At 40.5% G+C, this 18,958-nt stretch carries 15 protein-coding genes; 11 read left to right on the forward strand and 4 right to left on the reverse strand.

Annotation, left to right across the window (positions count from 1 at the left end; genetic code table 11):
* Positions 1-78 precede the first annotated feature (78 nt).
* On the reverse strand, positions 79-291 hold the full coding sequence (locus tag CAL7507_RS31675) for a hypothetical protein (RefSeq protein WP_160166334.1): 213 nt from the start codon (positions 289-291) through the stop codon (positions 79-81).
* Between the two features lie 218 nt (positions 292-509).
* On the opposite strand from CAL7507_RS31675, the gene CAL7507_RS13025 reads away from it, so the two are divergent.
* The 7 genes from CAL7507_RS13025 to CAL7507_RS13055 all read left to right on the forward strand — a co-directional run bounded on the left by CAL7507_RS13025 (position 510) and on the right by CAL7507_RS13055 (position 11,045).
* On the forward strand, positions 510-941 hold the full coding sequence (locus CAL7507_RS13025; protein ID WP_015128939.1) for a hypothetical protein: 432 nt from the start codon (positions 510-512) through the stop codon (positions 939-941).
* 392 nt (positions 942-1,333) lie between these two features.
* The gene (locus CAL7507_RS13030) at positions 1,334-2,080 is read left to right on the forward strand and encodes a DUF4384 domain-containing protein (RefSeq protein ID WP_015128940.1); all 747 of its coding nucleotides are present in this window, start codon (positions 1,334-1,336) and stop codon (positions 2,078-2,080) included.
* A 220-nt stretch (positions 2,081-2,300) separates the two neighbouring features.
* Positions 2,301-6,098, forward strand: a complete 3,798-nt coding sequence (locus tag CAL7507_RS13035; protein ID WP_015128941.1) for a tetratricopeptide repeat protein — start codon at positions 2,301-2,303, stop codon at positions 6,096-6,098.
* A gap of 252 nt (positions 6,099-6,350) precedes the next feature.
* On the forward strand, positions 6,351-6,938 hold the full coding sequence (locus tag CAL7507_RS13040; RefSeq protein ID WP_015128942.1) for a hypothetical protein: 588 nt from the start codon (positions 6,351-6,353) through the stop codon (positions 6,936-6,938).
* Between the two features lie 533 nt (positions 6,939-7,471).
* On the forward strand, positions 7,472-9,280 hold the full coding sequence (locus CAL7507_RS13045; protein WP_015128943.1) for an OmpA family protein: 1,809 nt from the start codon (positions 7,472-7,474) through the stop codon (positions 9,278-9,280).
* A 14-nt stretch (positions 9,281-9,294) separates the two neighbouring features.
* The gene (locus CAL7507_RS13050) at positions 9,295-9,795 is read left to right on the forward strand and encodes a Rab family GTPase (protein ID WP_015128944.1); all 501 of its coding nucleotides are present in this window, start codon (positions 9,295-9,297) and stop codon (positions 9,793-9,795) included.
* A 137-nt stretch (positions 9,796-9,932) separates the two neighbouring features.
* On the forward strand, positions 9,933-11,045 hold the full coding sequence (locus tag CAL7507_RS13055; protein WP_015128945.1) for a sensor histidine kinase KdpD: 1,113 nt from the start codon (positions 9,933-9,935) through the stop codon (positions 11,043-11,045).
* 45 nt (positions 11,046-11,090) lie between these two features.
* Here the strand turns inward: CAL7507_RS13055 and CAL7507_RS32360 are convergent, their stop codons facing one another.
* Positions 11,091-11,246 carry a hypothetical protein gene (locus CAL7507_RS32360; protein ID WP_160166335.1) on the reverse strand — a complete coding sequence of 52 codons (156 nt, stop codon included), beginning with the start codon at positions 11,244-11,246 and terminating at the stop codon, positions 11,091-11,093.
* 254 nt (positions 11,247-11,500) lie between these two features.
* A complete protein-coding gene (gene priA, locus CAL7507_RS13060) occupies positions 11,501-14,062 on the reverse strand; it encodes a primosomal protein N' (protein WP_015128947.1) in 2,562 nt (853 codons plus the stop codon).
* A gap of 1,080 nt (positions 14,063-15,142) precedes the next feature.
* Here priA and CAL7507_RS13065 point away from each other — a divergent pair.
* Positions 15,143-16,294 (forward strand): RNA polymerase sigma factor, RpoD/SigA family, encoded by a 1,152-nt coding sequence (locus CAL7507_RS13065; protein ID WP_042341316.1) that lies wholly within the window; start codon positions 15,143-15,145, stop codon positions 16,292-16,294.
* Positions 16,295-16,375: 81 nt separating this feature from the next.
* On the opposite strand, the gene CAL7507_RS13070 is transcribed toward CAL7507_RS13065, so the two are convergent.
* Positions 16,376-17,269, reverse strand: a complete 894-nt coding sequence (locus CAL7507_RS13070; RefSeq protein WP_015128949.1) for a DMT family transporter — start codon at positions 17,267-17,269, stop codon at positions 16,376-16,378.
* Positions 17,270-17,504: 235 nt separating this feature from the next.
* Here CAL7507_RS13070 and CAL7507_RS13075 point away from each other — a divergent pair, with 235 nt between their 5' ends.
* The 3 genes from CAL7507_RS13075 to CAL7507_RS33405 all read left to right on the forward strand — a co-directional run bounded on the left by CAL7507_RS13075 (position 17,505) and on the right by CAL7507_RS33405 (position 18,809).
* Complete coding sequence (locus CAL7507_RS13075) at positions 17,505-17,999, forward strand: GNAT family N-acetyltransferase (protein WP_015128950.1); 495 nt, start codon at positions 17,505-17,507, stop codon at positions 17,997-17,999.
* Between the two features lie 250 nt (positions 18,000-18,249).
* Positions 18,250-18,585 carry a cytochrome c6 PetJ gene (gene petJ, locus CAL7507_RS13080; RefSeq protein ID WP_015128951.1) on the forward strand — a complete coding sequence of 112 codons (336 nt, stop codon included), beginning with the start codon at positions 18,250-18,252 and terminating at the stop codon, positions 18,583-18,585.
* A gap of 92 nt (positions 18,586-18,677) precedes the next feature.
* The gene (locus tag CAL7507_RS33405) at positions 18,678-18,809 is read left to right on the forward strand and encodes a hypothetical protein (protein WP_255348337.1); all 132 of its coding nucleotides are present in this window, start codon (positions 18,678-18,680) and stop codon (positions 18,807-18,809) included.
* Positions 18,810-18,958 lie beyond the last annotated feature (149 nt).

The raw sequence follows: 18,958 nt of genomic DNA on the forward strand, positions 1-18,958 counted from the left end.
TCCCCGATTTCTTGAAGAAGTCGGGAATCTGGGGAAAACTTTTGTGTATTTTAATCAGCAAAAGCAGATATTGCTTTCTCAAATCACAGTTTGCTTGCTCAAAATGCCTTTTTGCTTTCTCATTTCAGTAGATTCAGCAAGCAAAAGCAGATATTGCTTTCTCAAAATGCCTTTTTGCTTTCTCATTTCGGTAGATTCAGCAAGCAAAAACAGATATTGCTTGCTCAAAATGCCTTTTTGCTTTCTCATTTCGGTAGATTCAGCAAGCAAAAACAGATATTGCTTTCTCAAACTGCGGTTTGCTTTCTCATTTCGGTAATTTCAGCACTAAATTACAACCATTCCTGTGTAGCAAAAGCCATCAGAGATTTGCCGAAATTCTCTCTGGCTGATCATCCGGAAGTTTTTTAAGTTAAAGAAGATTAAATCAGTGAACTTGATAACTGATACTTCGACTCCGCTCAGTACAAGTAACTGATAACTGATAACTGAATTACAAGGTGTATTTTATGGCTCGCAGAAAAAGAACTTCCCAAGTTTTAGAAAAAGCAGTGCGTCGTGCATCTGGCATTAGCTCAATTGATCCAAATTTAGATGTCGGCAATGGACTCACTCTACGGGCTTTTTCAACCCTAATTGAGACAATGCGAAATCAAGAAAATGCCTACAACAGTGCCCTTTCTAACATAGATAAGTTATATCGTGAAATGTTGGAAACAGAGAGTCAGTTAGCAGACATGGCAGAACATATACTGATGGGAATTGGAACTCGATATGGCAAAAGCAGTGTAGAGTATGGTATGGCAGGGGGAGTTCCTAAAAACCAGCGCCGCAAGGGACTGCGAGGCGAGTCGCCAATTCCCAGTAATGAGCAACCGTCAATTGTTGCTAGTATAAATGGTCATGATTCAAAAGAATCTGTGGTGGCGTGGCAAGGCTAATTTGAGAACCATAGTTTTTCATGCGTAGTGGGAGCATCTTGCTCCCTGATGATAGTAGCGGGCAAGATGCCCGCGCTACAATTGTTTGTATATGGGAAGCGGGCAAAATTCCCGCACTACAATTGTTTGTTTTTCATGCGTAGTGGGAGCATCTTGCTCCCTGATGACAGTAGCGGGCAAGATGCCCGCACTACAATTGTTTGTATATGGGAAGCGGGCAAAATTCCCGCACTACAATTGTTTGTTTTTCATGCGTAGTGGGAGCATCTTGCTCCCTGATGATAGTAGCGGGCAAGATGCCCGCACTACAATTGTTTGTATATGGGAAGCGGGCAAAATTCCCACACTACAATTGTTTGTGATAACTTTTCTCTTTTACCTTTTAACTTGTTATGTCGCGGACTCTGGTTGCATCACCTGAAGGCGTTAAGCTGGCAAGAAAAGCCCTAAAAGCCAAAAATTTAACCCAAACAGATTTTGCTCTGGATGTAGGGTTAGGTTACACAACCGTGAGTAATTTCTTCAACGCTAAACCGATATACCGTACAAATTTTCAAGAGATTTGTGTGTTCCTAGATTTAAACTGGCAAGATATTGCCACATTTGGTGAGGAAGCATCGCCAGAACTCACACCCCTTGATAGTCTTTGGCAACAACTCCAATTATTAGGTTCCCCCACTGAACAAATGGGGCTAGTTTTAGTCAAAGAAGAAACTCTTGGTTGGGGAAAGCAAATCCCAGGAAGGTACGAAAAATCGGTGCAACTTGGTAGTTACATTCGAGTCGAGATCAATTTGTCAACTCCTGGATATTTATTGCTACTGCAAAAAGATACATCTGGACAAATGTGGTGCTTTTGTCCCTCATGTTTTGCTCAAAAGCCGCACTTGAATACTGGTAAAACAAGTTTGCCTCAAGAGGGTTCACCAATGACGGCTTTCCCTATAGAAGGAAATCCAGGGAAGGAGGAAATTATGGCAGTCATGACTAAGGAAGTACCTACATTAGACTGGTTAACCCAAGAGAATGATGAGGTTTTGCAACTAGAAGCAAGTCATCTAACGGAGTTACTAGAATACGTGCATGAACACGGTGAATATCAACTTTGGTATACAGATTATATGGTTACCGCGCCTTGACAAGTAAAAAGTATAGCGGTTCCCATTCAGATGCGATATCGGAAGCTGTAGGGGCATGGCAATGCCCATTGGTGTCAACTTATGTAATTACACTGGCGACTATGCAGGCAGCAGCGCCTACCAAGTTTTAATTCTTTTACCCCTCACGGGGATGAGAAATTTTAGATAAAATAAGTAATTAATAAAAACTAAAAAATATCTAAACATCTGGAACTAGCAGATGAAAAAACTTATAAAACAATTAACTCAACTTAATTTACAGGTTGTAGAACTAGCTGGACAGGGGAACTTAGAACAAGCAATAATTGTTGCCCAGCAAGCTGTAAATATCGGCAAAAATCACCAACTAACCGAACATCCTATATATTGTGATAGCTTGAATAACCTAGCCGAACTATATCGGATGCAAGGATATTACTTATTAGCTCAACCTTTATACTTACAAGCCTTAACTCTGAGAAAAAATATCTTAGGTTCAGAACATCCTGACGTTGCTCAATCTGTCAATAATCTTGCAGCTTTATACTATTCACAAGGAAATTATGTAGAAGCTGAGAGACTTTTTTTATCAGCACTGGAATTGTGGAAAGATATTTTTGGCGAAGAACATTTTCAAATTGCGACTAATCTAAATAATCTGGCAGAAATTTATCGAGAACAAGGAAAATATTTCCAAGCTGAACAAGTGCATTTAGAAGTTTTAGCAATGCGAAAACGCTTGTTTGGTGAGTTACATCCTGATATTGCCCAAACTTTAAATAATTTAGCAACTATTTACACATCACAAGGGCGCTATGGTGATGCAGAACAAATGCATTTAAAAGCTTTAGTGATGAAACAAAGTTTATTTGGTGATGAGCATCCTGAAATTGCTATTAGCTTGAATAATTTGGCTGTATTGTATGACTCTCAAGGACGTTATTTAGAAGCTGAAACTAAGTTTCTCGAAATTTTAGATAGATGGAAAAAAATTCTCCCAAATGAACATCCATACATAGCATCTACTTTAAATAATCTTGCTGGAAATTATCGGGAACAGGGGCGTTATCTGGAATCGGAAGAGAAATTTCTCGAAGCTTTGGCGATGCGGAAGCGTTTGCTGGGAAATCAACATCCTGATGTAGCAACTAGTTTGAGTAATTTGGCTGACGTTTATCTTAGCCAAGGGCGCTATTTAGAAGCTGAACGAAAGTATTTAGAAGCTCATGAGATGAGAAAACAATTGTTCACTTCTGAACATCTGGATATTTCTGATAGTCTAAGTAATCTTGCAGTTGTTTATGCATATCAAGGACGCTATTTGGAGGCTGAACAAATATATTTAGAAGTCTTGCCAATGCTGGAAAATTTCTTGGGGAAAGAGCATCCAGTCATTGCTGATAATTTGTATAATATGGCAGCACTTTATGAAGAACAAGGACGTTATGCAGAAGCTGAACAAAAATATTTAGTGGCTTTAGAACTCCAAAGAAATATCCTAGGGAATGAACATCCTGAGATTGCTAAGACTTTCAACCAGATAGCAGTTATCTATCGCCTACAAGGACGATATTCTGAATCGGAAAAACTGCATCTAGAATGTTTAGCAATGACAAAACGTCTATTAGGAGAACAACATCCATTTGTTGCCGTTATCCTCAACAATTTAGCGGTATTGTATGATGTTCTAACTCAATATCAAACAGCAGAGTCATTATTTTTAGCAGCCTTGGCAATTGTTAAAACTGCTTTCGGTGATGAACACCCGCAGGTAGCTAGTACTATGAATAACTTAGCGGTTATTTATGATTTTCAAGGGCGTTACGAAGCAGCAGAAAAACTGCATTTAGAAACATTAAGATTGAGAAAGTCATTATTAGGGGAAGAACACCCACAAATCTCTAATAGCCTCAACAATCTAGCAGAGCTCTATTTTTCCCTAGGGCACTTTGCAGAAGCTGAACAGAAATATGTAGAAACTTTGGCAATGCGAAAACGCTTATTGGGAGATGAGCATCCTGATGTGGCATTTAGTATGAATAATCTGGCGACTGTCTTAGCTGCTACCAATCGCCCAGATGAAGCGTTGGCTTATCGCATCCAAGGTAGCAATATTAACGATAAGATTATTCGTAACATATTTGCGTTTAGTTCGGAAAGCGATCGCCTGGCCTTTCTGCAAAAAATCAGAAATGATTTCGATTTATTTCTCTCCCTAGTCTACAAGCACCTATCTAACTCAGATAGCGCCAAACTTACAGCACTCTTATTCGTCTGGAAACGCAAAGGATTAACAGCATCAGCGCTGGCGGCGCAAAACCAAGCCCTCTACAGTGGACGTTATCCCCATCTCCAAGAACAGTTCCGCCAACTGAGTGATTTAAACACGCGACTGATACACCTAACTTTCTCTGTCCCTGAAAACGATGACATAGCCACAACAGAAAAAACCATCAGCCAGTTCACAACCTACCGAGAAAATTTGACACAACTGCAAGCGCAGTATAACTATTTGCAAAAACAACTGGCATTGCAAGTACCGGAAATTCAGTTATCTGAGCAAATTTTTGATTGTCAGGCTATAGCAGCCGCATTACCTACAGATTCTGTTTTAGTCGAGTTTGTCCGTTTTGATGTGTTCGATTTTCAGGCTATAGCAGCGAATGGAGAAACACAATGGCATCCTGCTCGGTATCTAGCATTTATTTTCAAAGCCAGACAACCAGATGCAGCGCAAATGATCGACTTAGGTACAGCCGATATTATTGATAGGCTAATTCAGGTATTTCGCTTACAAGCTTCCGACTATAGCAAGCCTTCATTAGCCTGGGGGAGAGCTAGTCACACACCAAAGATGCAAATTAAATCATACGATGCCACTGCTGCTATTCAACTTAGTCAAAGGCTTTTTACACCCATCCGTGATTTCGTGAAAGATTGCAGACATCTAATTATTGCACCCGATGGCAACTTAAACTTAGTGCAGTTTCAGATATTGCCTTTTGACTCCACAGGTCAACGGCTGTTAATGGATGAATATACCATTAGTTACCTTAGTGTCGGCAGGGAAATTCTCCGCTCCAAAGTTCAACCACCAGCACGCTCGATTTCTCCGCCATTAATCATTGCTGATCCTGATTTCAATTTAAAAGCAGAGTCAACTACAAATGTAGCTTTAGATGGAGAAACTCTCAAAAAAGCTGATGTCCTAAAACAAATAATACCAGAATTACTCAATACTCTGACAGAAAAAAGCTTGCTTCCCGCTCCGGGTACAAGGTTTTTGGGTGAAAGTGTGGCGAAAAAACTCCCAAATGCACAACTATACTTGGGTGCAGAGGCACTAGAAACTCGTCTAACAAGTAGTGAGTGTCCTAGTATCATGCTCATTGCCACTCACGGCCTATTCTTAAGCGACTCAGAACTGGAATTAGGCGATCGCCAGCGCACCTTGTTGAGTATGAAACCAGGGCGAACAGCCAAGGTAGAAAATCCCATGATGCGTTCTGGATTAGCCTTAGCAGGTGCTAATACTTGGCTAGTTGGTGAAACTCTCCCCCCAGAGGCAGGCAAAGGGTTTGTCTTTGCCCAGGATATAGCCAGTTTAGATTTGTGGGCGAATGAGCTGACGGTTCTTTCTGCTTGTGATACTGCTAGAGGAGATATTGCCATTGGTGAAGGCGTGTTTGGTTTGCGTCGTGCTTTTGCTGTGGCGGGAGCAAAAACTCTTGTGATGAGTTTATGGCCAGTCCCTGACAAAGTAACTGCCCTATTGATGGAACGTTTTTTTGATAATTTACAGTCTGGTATGGGTCGTAATGAAGCGTTACACAAATCCCAAGATTATATACGTACAATTACTGTAAAAGAATTACGGCAATCAACCTTGGGTATTGAGGTACTAAAAGAACTTTTAAAAGTCAATAAATTATCAGCAGACATTGAGATTGATTGTCTAGCAAAAGATACGCCGTTCCAGCATCCTTTTTACTGGGGAGCCTGGATTTGTCAAGGAAATACGACACCTTTGTTTGCTTGATAACAGTTCTCGATTAGATGCAATATGAGCGAGATTCGGGAAAACCCGCGCCTGCAAATTATACATTGCATTCTTCTGGTAAATTGGTATAATTTCTAATTAATTATTTATATTTATAAATATGAATGGTTCTCTAAATGTATCTCTATCTTTGGGAGGATGCGGCTGGCTGTTGTATTCAAAGATTCTACCCTACGGAGTCATATTTGACCAACCGATCTGATAAAACAACCAAAAGAAAGGATTAAGTATATGAACCCGCCGGAAGAATATACAAATAATAATTCCAGAGAACCAGAGCAAGGGGGGTTAATTCATAGTAGTAAAAATTTTGGTGAAATTAACAGCTTAGATAAGGTAAGAGACATTCTTTTCGGTAATCAAATCCGAGAGGTGGAAAAAAAGTACATTCGTTTAGAAGAACGACTAGTTAAAGAACTAGCTAATGTGCGAGATGAGCAGAGAAAACGCTTAGATTCTCTAGAAATATATATAAAAAAAGAGGTTGAATCTTTAACAGAACGGTTAAAACATGAGCAATCAGAACGTGATAATGGTGTGAAATTACTTGCAGAAGAACATAAAAATATTACCATTGCTTTAGAAAAAAAGCTGACTCAATTTGAGGAACAAACCACAAATAGTCAGCGGGAACTGCGCGAACAGATTCTTAATCAATCTAATAGTCTACAAGATGATATTAGGCAAAAATACGAAGAAATTTTGACTTTGCTAGAGCGGGAAGCTCAGGAACTGCGTAGAGATAAAACTGACCGTTCTAGTTTGGCATCTTTGTTTACAGAACTAGCCATCAGGCTGAACTCTGATACTAAATTATGAAGTATGGAGCATGAAAGTAATACCGTTTCTTTGTGAAGCTGCATATAATTCACCCCCCGGCTATCGCCGTCCCCCCTTACCAAGGGGGGACTACAGGGGGGTATTATTATGTGCATCTTCATACAAAACAAAATAGGTATAAGAGATGTATACTATAGGCTTTTTGTTGTTTTAGAATGGTTGGTTTATTACAAAATGCCCAAATGCTTAACTGTACAAGTTTCTTCATTTCATACTTCAGCCTTCTTGTACTAGTACAGGTCGGCAGAAATAAGAATACCATTGTAGTGCGAGCATCTTGCTCGCGTTTATAATGCGAGCAAGATGCTCGCACTACTTTGAATTATCAAAACTGAAATATTCATAAAATGGTATGCTTGCGCCATGCGGTACTAGTTACTAATTAAAGCGTTTCATTTATATCGGTTTTTTTAGAAGGACACTGTATTCATTTGTGTTGAAAATTGCTGGCATTTTATCTAAAGTATTACTAATAGAATTTAACTCAGAGTGTGAACTAGGGGATTTGATTAATGAGTGATAATTCCACAGACGAAATAGCAAAAACACTCCCCAATGTTCCGAGAAATGACAGTCAATTTCCGGAATTATCTACTAATCATCATCTAAAAATTAGCGATGAATTAAGTACAGTTCGTAGTTTACTTCTTGGTGTTGAACCAAATCAACTCAACAAACTTTATGAACGATTAGATAATCCGCAGATTCAGCCAGAAGATATCAGCCGCCTTTTACCAGAAGCTATTAGCCTGCGAGCCAAACAAGATGAACAATTAGGCGAAGCAATGGTATCAACGGTAGAAACAGCTATCCAAAACTCTGTTAAACAAGACCAAGATGTTCTTTCTGAGGCATTTTTCCCCATCATTGGTTCGGCTACTCGCAAGGCGATCGCTACAGTTTTAGATGAGATGATTCAATCTTTGAATCAAACTCTAGAACATAGCTTATCACCGCAGAGTTTGCAATGGAGATTGGAGGCGAGACAAACCGGAAAATCCTTTGCGGAAATTGTCCTACTCCGCACCCTGGTTTATAGAGTAGAACAAGTATTTCTCATTCATCAAAAGACAGGATTATTGCTACAACATCTCGTAGCAAATCAGGTAAAAACTCAAGATCCAGATTTGGTGTCAGCTATGTTGACAGCTATCCAGGATTTTGTCAAGGACTCCTTCAGTGTGCAAAAAGATGATGGACTACAAAGTTTGCAGTTTGGAGAACTGACTATTTGGATTGAAGCAGGGCCACAAGCAGTGCTAGCAGCGATTATTTCGGGAAACCCTCCCCAAGAATTCCGGCTAGTTTTGCAGGATGCGATCGCTAAAATTCATCTTAGACTAGGTAGAGAAATTAGTGATTTTACGGGAGAGACAGAACCATTTGAGGCTAGCAAGCCTTATTTAGCTGCTTGTCTGGCAGCTAGGTATAAATCTTCAGCTAAAAAAAATTATACTTATGCATGGAGTTTTTTGGGCATAATAGCGATCGCATTTGGTATTTGGAGCTTTTTTGCTCTCAGACAACAACTCCGCTTCTCCTCCTATCTCCAAAAACTGGATTCTCAGCCAGGAATTGTTGTGATTAACACTAAACAGCACAATGGGAAATATATCATCTCTGGGATGCGGGACCCCTTAGCCATAGATCCCCAAACACTCTTAAAGCAAGCAAATCTCAATCCGCAAACCGTCATTAGTCAATGGGAATCTTACCTATCATTAGAACCGCAATTTATCGCCACCAGAGCCAAAGAATTCCTCCAAACACCAAAAACTGTATCACTACAAGTTGATCACAACGGCATTCTCAACGCCACTGGTGTTGCACCTCGCCAATGGGTTTTAGCAACACGCAAATCCTGGCATTTTATTCCTGGTGTGACTCAATTTAACGACCAAAATCTGCAAGAACTCGAATTTATCCAACTCAAGGCTTATCAACAGCAAATTGAACAAGAACTGTTATTTTTCTTAGAAGGAAAAACAGAGTTGATAGCCGGTGAGGCTGATAAACTCACAAATTTAGTGGTAGTCATCAATAAGCTTGTGGATATTGCTAAATATTTAAATCAAGATGTGCGTATTCAAATCACAGGACACACCAATACCTCTGGAACAGAGCAAAGAAACATCTTACTCAGCCAATCCCGTGCTAATACAATCCGCTCTTATCTGATCTCTCAAGGCATCAACGCCAGCAAATTTAACGCCGTAGGTGTGAGTTCTAGCCTACCTTTACAACCAGAGTTGACACAAAAAGCTAAAATGGCTAATCGCCGAGTATCTTTTCAGATATTCTTAGTTGATCACCCTAACTGAAGCAATATCAATTTATGCTCCAGAAGAAAATATGTATGGTAGGTGCATTTGCCACAGGTAAAACTAGTTTAGTGGCACGATTTGTTAACAGCATTTTTTCAGATAATTACCATACTACTGTAGGTGTAAAAATTGACAAAAAAATAGTGAATATTCAAAATAAAATAGTAAATCTAATTCTTTGGGATCTCTATGGTGAAGATGAATTTCAAAAAGTAAGAATGTCATATTTAAGAGGTTCTGCAGGTTATTTATTAGTAGTAGATGGTACAAGAAAGAATACTCTGGAAAAAGCCTTAAATTTACAACTAAGAGTAGAAGATACTATTGGAAAAGTTCCTTTTATTATGATACTTAACAAGTGGGATATAAATGATGAATGGGAAATTAGTGCTGATGATATAGATGCTGTCATACAGCAGGGTTGGACAGTAATTAAAACCAGTGCTAAAAATGGTCTAGGTGTTGAAGAAGTTTTTCACACTTTGACCCAGGAAATTATCAATGAAAGCTAGATATAGCGTTTCTCGCTCCAGTAAGGTACGGTATAAAATAATTAAACGCAGATAAACGCAGATAAACGCAGATAAATTTGTACTTCAGTAGCATAGGAAAGGCTATATTATCACTTTTATCATTGTGGCACAAACTTATGAATGACTCTATCACTGCAGACCTATTTGCGACCTTAAATATTCTAGTGTTAGAGAGACTTGATATCAATTCATTTAAAATTAATGGGACAGTACCAAATTGGTTAAAACGCTTTTGTCGTCCAAGAATTACATCAGGAATGGAAATTTTAATCCCAACAGAAACATTTCCTTTTTTAGAAAACTTTTTAATTGATGCTGAAGAGTTTTGGCAGAATAATAGTAAGACAAAAATTAGTTCGGGTTTATGGACTGACAAAGATTTAACTGGCAAAGAATACCATTTTGAAGCCTCAGCAATTTCTCTAAATAATCGAAAAATTCTATTAATTGAATCTCTAGAAGACGTTTATCAAGAGAAGCAGTATATTATTCAAAAAGCTCGAGAACATCAATTAAATCATCAACAACTTCTTAAAGATAATCAAAAAAAAGAAGTTTTAATACATTGTATTATCCATGACATTGCTGGACAACTTAGTAGTATTAATTGTTGTTTTGCTCTCTTAGAATTAGAAAATTTGACTCCTAAAGGACAAGAACGGTTAGAAATTGGTAGAATGCAGTCTATTAAACAAGAAATGCTGATTCGAGAAATATTGGATGCATTTTCAGCTGAAGTGCAGTCACTGGAAGCTTTCACAATTTCCCCTGAGAATGCACCAAATATTCTTATTTCTATACAAGAAGCAATCAGGTTATTAAACCCTACTTTTACACTCAACAATATGCAGTTAAGTCTTGCTGCTAACATTAGCATGACAGCAGATTGGCAGGTTGTTGGAGATCAATCACGCTTGGATAGGGTGATTGCAAATTTGGTGGAAAATGCATTTCGTCACAGTCCACCAGCATCTACTGTGGAAATAGGTTTAGAAGAAGATGGAGAATATGTTCTCGTGACGGTAGATGACGAAGGTAAAGGTGTGCCGCCAGAGATGCGAGAAACTTTATTTCAAAAGTTTTCTCAAGGTAAAGATAAATCAGGTAAGTCTGGATTAGGGCTTTATTTTTGCCGGATTACAGTTGAACGCTGGGGAGGAAGTATTGGTTATCTACCCCGTCCTGGAGGTGGTTCTAGGTTTTGGTTCCGTCTATTAAAATCGGTATGAAAGGTGATAAACTGCAAGTCGCCAACCGCAGTACGGGTAATAATTTTATTGCAGATATAAACCACATCTATTTTGAGAACCATAGTTTTCCAAAGTAGTGGGAGCATCTTGCTCCCGAATGGTAGTAGCGGGCAAGATGCCCGCACTACTCCAGGTTTCAAAATCGACAAGGTTTAACTGGTGGACAGTTGTGTTTACCATACTCAGTACTGAGTGCTGAGTCCTGAGTGCTGAGTAAATTAACGGGTACTCAGTACTTTTGCACTTGGTAAATGCCCCGCCCGATGTTAAGCGGAATCTTTTAATACAGGAGTTGGTTGATACCCCACCCCTCTCCTGTCGGAGACGCGCAAGGGACGTGGGTGGTCTTTTTAACTCAGCACTCAGCACTCGGAACTCAGCACTCTTTACCTAAAGGGGATGCTTTAATGAAACAGACTACCAGCCTTTGAGCATTACATAATATTTAATGGGTCTACATCTATCGTCAAGCTAACAGATTGGGGGCATAAAGAGCGGACATCTTCCCAATCTGGTAACTGTGGTAATGTGTCGGGGGCAATTTTAATTAATATCTGCCAACGAAATCTGTTAGCTACTCTTAAAATGCTAGCTGGGGCTGGCCCTAATATCTCGAATCCTTCATCTGAACCTAATGCTGTGGCGATGATTTGGGCAGTATTTTGCACTTGAATGGGATCAAGACTACTCAATCGCAATAAAATCAAGCGTCCGTAAGGTGGATAGTTGAGTGCTTGGCGTTGTTCTAGTTCGGTATGGGAAAAAGACTGATAATCATGCTGTCGTACTGCCGCAATTACCTCATGCTCTGGGGTATATGTTTGCACAATCACCCTACCTGGATCGTCTCCCCTACCCGCACGCCCTGCTACCTGGGTTAGGGTTTGGAATGCTCGTTCACTAGCACGATAATCTGATAAATTTAACAGTCCATCAGCAGCGACAACACCCACCAGTATCACCTGTGGTAAATCTAAGCCTTTGGTGAGCATTTGTGTACCGACTAGTAAATGCGCTTCTTTATTAGCAAATTGGGTGAGTAGGGTCCGGTGTGCGCCTTTGTTGCGGGTGGTGTCGCTATCAAAACGAATGTATTTCAGTTCGGGAAATTGTCGCGCTAATTCTTGGGCGACTCGTTGAGTCCCGCTACCAAAGAATTTGAGGTAGGGGGAACTGCATTCTGGGCATTGTTGAGGATGCGATCGCCCATAATTACAATAATGACAGCGTAATAATTGCGGCGCGCCATCTTCAGTGTGGTGATAGGCTAAGGACACGTCACAGTGGGGACACTCAAGCACATATCCACAAGTACGGCAAGATACAAATGTACTATGTCCCCGGCGATGGATAAAGAGAATTCCCTGTTGGTTTCGTTCTTGCAGCTGTTGTAATGCTGCTGCTAAGGATTTACTGAATATCGAACGATTTCCTTGCTGCAACTCTTGTCGCATGTCCACGATTTCTACAGGTGGGAGGGGACGGGAGTTGATGCGTTCTGGGAGGGAGAGGTAAAGGGTGTTGACGGTTGACGGTTGACTGTTGACTGATAACTGTTGACTGACGCTTACCCAAGTTTCCAAAGAAGGTGTGGCGGAACCGAGGATGAGGGGACAATTTTCTAATTCGGCGCGCCATTGGGCGACGGTGCGGGCGTGGTAGGTGGGGATGGGAGAGTCTTGTTTGAAGCTGCTGTCGTGTTCTTCATCTAGGATGATGATACCCAAGTTGGGTAATGGGGAGAAGATGGCACTGCGGGTACCAATGACAACTTGGGGTTCTCCTGTGAGCATTTGCCGCCAGGTGTCATAACGTTCACCATCTGAGAGGGCGCTGTGATAAACGTGGACTTTGTTACCAAATCGGGCGCGGAAGCGATCGGTTAGTTGGGGTGTGAGTCCAATTTCTGGGACTAGAACGAGGGCGGATTGATTTTGATTGAGTAAGGGAGCGATCGCCTGCAAATATACTTCTGTTTTCCCTGAACCTGTCACCCCATGTAATAAAACTTGAGCAAAGCCATCTAATCCTAGTATTGTCTCTAAGGCATTGACTTGAGCAGCTGTTAAGGCTTTAGGAACATCGCCTGCTAATACAGGCCCTTGTTCGGTGCGTAATACTTCCCGTTCCTCGATGACGATATAGCCTTTATCTGCCAAGGTTTTGAGGATAGAAGAACTAGCATGACAAATTTGCAGTAATTCACTTTGCCACAATTCACCACCACGTCGTCGCAAGACTTCGATAATTTCTCTTTGGCGAGTGGTTAAATCCCGATCAATTGTGCTGATGAGTGTCACTGCTTTTTGCAGTTTTGGTCGAGTCAATCTTGGAGGTTCTAAGTAACTTTCTACTAGACCAAATCGCAATAACTCCCGCACTCCTCGATAGGCAGATTTGACTTTTTGTTGTAGGTAAACGAAACTATAATCTCCTGCGGCTTGTCTTTGCAAAAGTGCCAAAACTTGTTGTGCATATGGACTTAAGAAAGTAGCCACAGAAGTACTTTGAGTATCTAGCAAACTGAGTTCCAAATTACCCATTCCCTCCCCCCTTCCTCTTCCTAGGGGAGTGAGGCGGATACGACGCTGCGATCGCCCCAGCAATCCTGGTGGTAAAGCCATCCGGATCACCTGAATCAATGGCGTATAGTAGTATGCTGACACTCGATTGAGCAATTCCCAATAACTACTTGGAAAGAACCCTACACTCACTACATCTTCTACATCCCGGATTTTTTCTGGCGGTAAATCGGTATTTGGTTGTGCTAGTAAACGAATGGCGATCGCTCCCAATTGTTGTGTGCCAAACGGTACAGTTAAGATATCCCCTGGTTTTATTTCTAACTGGGGTGGCAATCGGTAGGTAAATAATCCTGAATTCCCTGGACAGTCTACTAATACCTCAACCCACCGATTAACTGTTGTTCCTGTTTGATACAACTCCCCAGGTTCAGCTACAACCAAATGGGATAAATTTACGCCATTAATATACATAGTTGATGATGTAATTGATAGATATTTTTATCACTTTTACGTAGTTGTTCAAAATCCCCGTTTTCTAGTAGATTCTAACTTTTTGTATTCTGAGTCATAAACTGTATTTCGCAATACTTTTATCCCTCATAATACTTGATAAGTTTCCTTTTATGTAATCTACTAGACAAATTAATCTCAAATATACGTGTCATAAATATTTAATGTCCACTATAGCAATTCTCAAATGGATGAAATACACCTTTCCTCAAAGGAGCGAAAATTCTGAATTCTGGAAGATTCAATATTCTGTTTCTTGACCGGAGGCGTAGTGTCTGTGGCTTCGCTCCCTCATTAAGGGTTTGAACTCGCCTGAAAACCTCTATATATAGCGGTCATAGACTGAGTACACCAATAACGGATGAAAATGGGGAGTGGGAGACAAGGGCAATCACAAATAACAAGTGACAAATGGCAAATCTCACGAGTTAATTTTCCCGACCTACTTACACAATAAAAGTATCTCACCCTGTTTTTCTGAATCTCAAACAGTTTACATATCTACTAAATAGGGTATAGCCTTTTTCCACCTATTGATAGATATTCAATTCATTATGTCTATGAGATGCTTTTATACAAACAAGATATTTCCAAATTTTAAACTGCCAATTTTGTATCATTTGTAAAATTTTATCAGGGACAGATAAACTCAGTACCAAAATTCCAACTTCTTAAAATAACTCTCGACTGATTAAAGTCTAAAAAACTTTATAAAAATATATGAAATTTTAAGGAATTGGGATAAATAGCTAGAAAATTGATATTGGTTAAGGTTGAGAAAGTTTGAGGAAGTTTGACATATTTGGTGATTAAGAAAAAAATGAGGAATATATCAGCTGGGGGACTGAAGATCAGGTTTGTGGGTGCAAAAGTCGGTATTTGTTAGAACTTGGATCTAGCAGCAGCTAAAAAATGACCGCTAGAAACTGATTCTACAATCTGATGAAAAATTAGCCCTGACTGAGATTTTGCTGTCAAACAGGTGTATTTGTCCCTTAGGGAAAACTACCAAGCCTCAAACGAGCAGCTGTCACTGAAATTATGTACCAAACAAAGCAACAATCCCTAAAGGAAACTATGAATATTGCTGAATTGGGAACAATGGAAATACTGGAGAACGCTGCTGACCATGAAGAACAATCACTTGATAGTTTAGAACTAGTGGCAGAGGAAGAATCCCTAATTCCAGAAAATCTGGAATCAGAGGAACGTGATGGCGATGAAATGGCGGCAGCCCGACCTTCGGGATACAATAAAACCGAGCATGATGATGCGGTAGGCGCATTTTTTAAGGAAATGGCGCGTTATCCACTGCTCAAGCCTGATGAAGAAGTGGAATTAGCCCGGAGAGTGAGATTTATTGAGGAAGTGAGGGAATTACAAGCTTCCTTACAGGCGACAAAGGGACAAGTAGCTGCTGAACTAGATATGACCGAGAAGCAACTTGAAAGTCGCTTATATCAAGGTCGAGTGGCGAAACGGAAAATGATTCGCTCAAACTTGCGGTTAGTTGTTTCAATTGCCAAACGCTATCTCAATCGCGGAGTCCCTTTTCTGGATTTAATTCAAGAAGGGGCGATGGGTTTAAATCGAGCTACAGAAAAATTCGATCCAGATAAAGGATATAAGTTTTCGACATACGCCTATTGGTGGATTAGACAAGCAATTACCAGAGCGATCGCTAATGATGCGCGAACCATTCGCTTGCCAATCCATATTGTTGAAAAACTTAACAAACTTAAAAAAGCCCAACGAGAACTCAAGCAAAAACTTGCTCGCAATCCTTCCGAAGCAGAAATGGCCGAAGCTTTGGAAATCACTGTGCAACAACTACGCCAATTGCAACAACTGCGGCGTCAAGCACTTTCTCTCAACCACCGTGTCGGTAAAGAAGAAGACACGGAATTGATGGATTTGCTAGAGGATGAAGATAACCAATCTCCTGAAGCAAAAATGAACGAAAACATGATGCGTCAGGAGATTTGGGAAGTTTTGGGCGATGTGCTAACCCCACGGGAAAAAGACGTGATTTCGCTACGCTATGGATTAACTACTAGCGAACCCTGCACCCTTGAAGAAGTCGGCAATATGTTCAATTTATCCCGCGAACGAGTCCGACAAATTCAAAGCAAAGCCATGCGGAAATTACGGCGTCCTCACATAGCAAAACGCTTAAAGGGTTGGTTGATTTAAAAAGAAGGCAATAGGCAATAGGCAATAGGCAATAGGCAATAGGCAATAGGCAATAGGTTATTCTCCCACGCCTCCACTCCCTTAACTACTCTGTACCTCAACATTGGCTGCTGGCTCAGTCTTCTGAGGGCTTTGACTGAGAAGCAGTGCAGCTAAGACAAGAATCGCGCCAATTAGACCGCGTATTCCCAGATGTTCTCCCAGTAGCCAAAAAGAGAAAACTACCGAAAAAAGTGGCTCAAGTGTATAGAGTAAGGCAGCTTCGCCAGCCGGAACCCAGCGCATAGCTAAGTTTTGCAGCCAAATGACAGCAGCCGTCGCTAATAGTCCTAGATAGAGAATCCCTCCCCAGTGCTGGCGAATTACCTCAAATTGGTCAAGGATTTGCGTATTGCTCCAGAGCATTCCTAGCAACCCAATGAACAGAAGTTGAACACTGGTGAGTGTTAAAGTGGAGTGACGGGGCGCGACTCGTTCTAGAAAAAGTGTGTAGGCTGCATAGACAAAAGCGTCAACGAACATCAACAAATCCCCAATTCCTAGTTCTCCCCCTTCCAAAAACATCACACCAATACCAATCACAGCTACTCCGGCGGCGAGGAAAGTTTTCAACAAGACTCGCTGGCCGCTCAACCATCCCAGCAGCGGGACAATGAGCGCACTCAAACTGACAATAAATACCGCCCGGTTTGACGGTATTGTCTTGAGTGCAATTGTTTCAAGAGCTAAGTAAAAAAATAACAAAACCCCCAAAACTATACCATCACGTAATAAAAGTACGTTGAGATTACGTAGGTTTAGGGTAAAAACCCCTGCTGCTATGACAAAACGTGTGGCAATCAATGCACTGGGCGAAAGGCTGCTAACTATTTCTTTAGTTAAAGGAAAAGTCGTGGCGCTAATGATATTAATTAGGATAAGTAATATTATTCCTTTAATATATAAGGAATTTCCCGCTTTTATAGGTGTTTGCATAAGTTGACTAGAATTTAAAGTGAAGTAGTTCTTCACTCATGTTTCTACCTGGTTGAAAGTTCAGGAGTTATGATACTACGTTTTACTGGTAATAAAAGATTTATAGTTCTACCGGAATACTCGGGAAAAGAAATCATTGTAATTGCTTATACTTAACATCAAGATCTTCACATAAGTTCCCCAGTCATGTAAATTCCAAGGTTAAGCAAAAATTTTTGACTGTAACCACAAACTAATGACTTCAACTAGTAATTTAATTTTGCGTTTTGCTGAACCAGCCGATTGTGGTGTGTTATTTGACTTAATTCAACAGCTGGCAGAGTATGAAAAACTATCTCATGCTGTGACTGGCAATGTTCAGGCACTCAAAGAGCATTTGTTTGGCTCTCGCCCTTATGTTGAGGCAATTTTAGTAGAGGACGCAGGGCAAGCTGTGGGTTTTGCCTTATTTTTCTATAATTATTCGACATTTCTGACAAAGCCAGGAATTTATCTCGAAGATTTGTTTGTCATCCCAGAATGTCGGCGGCGAGGAGTTGGTAAGGCTCTGTTAACAAAATTAGCTCAGATAGCAGTGGAACGGGATTGTGGACGTTTAGAATGGAGCGTTTTAGATTGGAACGAGCCGGCAAAGGCATTTTACCGCAGCATGGGAGCAGATATTTTAGATGACTGGCGAATTTGTCGTGTCACGGAAGAGGCGTTAGCTCAGTTAGCGAATCAAGTCTAAAGGAGATGAACAGATTTTCATCTTTTATTTGTTATTTAATAATTGAGTATGAATTTTTACAAAAATTTGCATGTTGCTCGGAGCCTCTGTCCTTGTACCCTCTAACCTCAAGCGCAGAACCCGGATATCGATTATTTAAAATAGTTACAGCGAAGTATGACAGCCTGTCTATTGACGAAGGAAACACCATCAACTGACAATTATCAAGGATATTGCACCAAATACGCCTTGGTTGTAGAGAGAACACGAGATGAAAAAAATTATTTCAGTAATACTGTTAGCTGTAGCAGTCTTCACTTTTGCTTTCAGTAGTCCAGCTTTAGCAGCAGATCCGGTCAGTGGAGCCAAAGTATTTAGTGCTAACTGTGCCCAGTGTCATGCAGGTGGTAAAAATTTAGTCAACGCTGCCAAAACCCTGAAAAAGTCAGATTTGGTAAAGTATGGTCTTGATACACCGGAAGCTATTATCGCTCAAGTCACAAAAGGTAAAGGCGCTATGCCTGCCTTCAAGGGTCGTTTAAAGCCAGGACAAATTGAAGATGTAGCTGCCTACGTGCTTGACAAAGCCGATAAAAACTGGAAGTAGATTAATACCTAAATTCCCAAAATCATGAACAGTTGGCGGGGCTTTTTGTCCCGCAACTTGTTTAGCGGCCGAAATTGTCAACTATGCTATCTATGACTTATTTTTGGCGATTATTCATCAGTGTAGCGATCGCTTTTTTTCTTAATTTTGGGATAGCCGTTGCACACGCATCACCCATATCTCACACCCAAACAACCGCCACAGAATTTTTGAGGTTGGTGTAGATAAAATGCAAAACGGTAAAGATCAGGAGGCGATCGCCCATAATATTATATCAGCCCAAAATCCTCACGTAGAGACGCATCGTACTTAAAAAATAGAGGCGATCGCTCTACCTCAGATTGTAAACTTGTGAGCGATCGCCTAATGTTCA

The organism is Calothrix sp. PCC 7507 (assembly GCF_000316575.1).
Classification (GTDB): domain Bacteria; phylum Cyanobacteriota; class Cyanobacteriia; order Cyanobacteriales; family Nostocaceae; genus Fortiea.

Excerpts from the sequence above, each read along its gene's own strand:
- petJ (WP_015128951.1), top strand. The coding sequence starts at position 18,250 with ATGAAAAAAATTATTTCAGTAATACTGTTAGCTGTAGCAGTCTTCACT.
- priA (WP_015128947.1), bottom strand. The coding sequence starts at position 14,062 with ATGTATATTAATGGCGTAAATTTATCCCATTTGGTTGTAGCTGAACCT.
- CAL7507_RS13075 (WP_015128950.1), top strand. The coding sequence starts at position 17,505 with ATGACTTCAACTAGTAATTTAATTTTGCGTTTTGCTGAACCAGCCGAT.
- CAL7507_RS13070 (WP_015128949.1), bottom strand. The coding sequence starts at position 17,269 with ATGCAAACACCTATAAAAGCGGGAAATTCCTTATATATTAAAGGAATA.
- CAL7507_RS13050 (WP_015128944.1), top strand. The coding sequence starts at position 9,295 with ATGCTCCAGAAGAAAATATGTATGGTAGGTGCATTTGCCACAGGTAAA.
- CAL7507_RS13030 (WP_015128940.1), top strand. The coding sequence starts at position 1,334 with ATGTCGCGGACTCTGGTTGCATCACCTGAAGGCGTTAAGCTGGCAAGA.
- CAL7507_RS32360 (WP_160166335.1), bottom strand. The coding sequence starts at position 11,246 with ATGGTAAACACAACTGTCCACCAGTTAAACCTTGTCGATTTTGAAACC.
- CAL7507_RS13045 (WP_015128943.1), top strand. The coding sequence starts at position 7,472 with ATGAGTGATAATTCCACAGACGAAATAGCAAAAACACTCCCCAATGTT.
- CAL7507_RS33405 (WP_255348337.1), top strand. The coding sequence starts at position 18,678 with ATGACTTATTTTTGGCGATTATTCATCAGTGTAGCGATCGCTTTTTTT.
- CAL7507_RS13055 (WP_015128945.1), top strand. The coding sequence starts at position 9,933 with ATGAATGACTCTATCACTGCAGACCTATTTGCGACCTTAAATATTCTA.
- CAL7507_RS13035 (WP_015128941.1), top strand. The coding sequence starts at position 2,301 with ATGAAAAAACTTATAAAACAATTAACTCAACTTAATTTACAGGTTGTA.
- CAL7507_RS13040 (WP_015128942.1), top strand. The coding sequence starts at position 6,351 with ATGAACCCGCCGGAAGAATATACAAATAATAATTCCAGAGAACCAGAG.
- CAL7507_RS13025 (WP_015128939.1), top strand. The coding sequence starts at position 510 with ATGGCTCGCAGAAAAAGAACTTCCCAAGTTTTAGAAAAAGCAGTGCGT.
- CAL7507_RS13065 (WP_042341316.1), top strand. The coding sequence starts at position 15,143 with ATGTACCAAACAAAGCAACAATCCCTAAAGGAAACTATGAATATTGCT.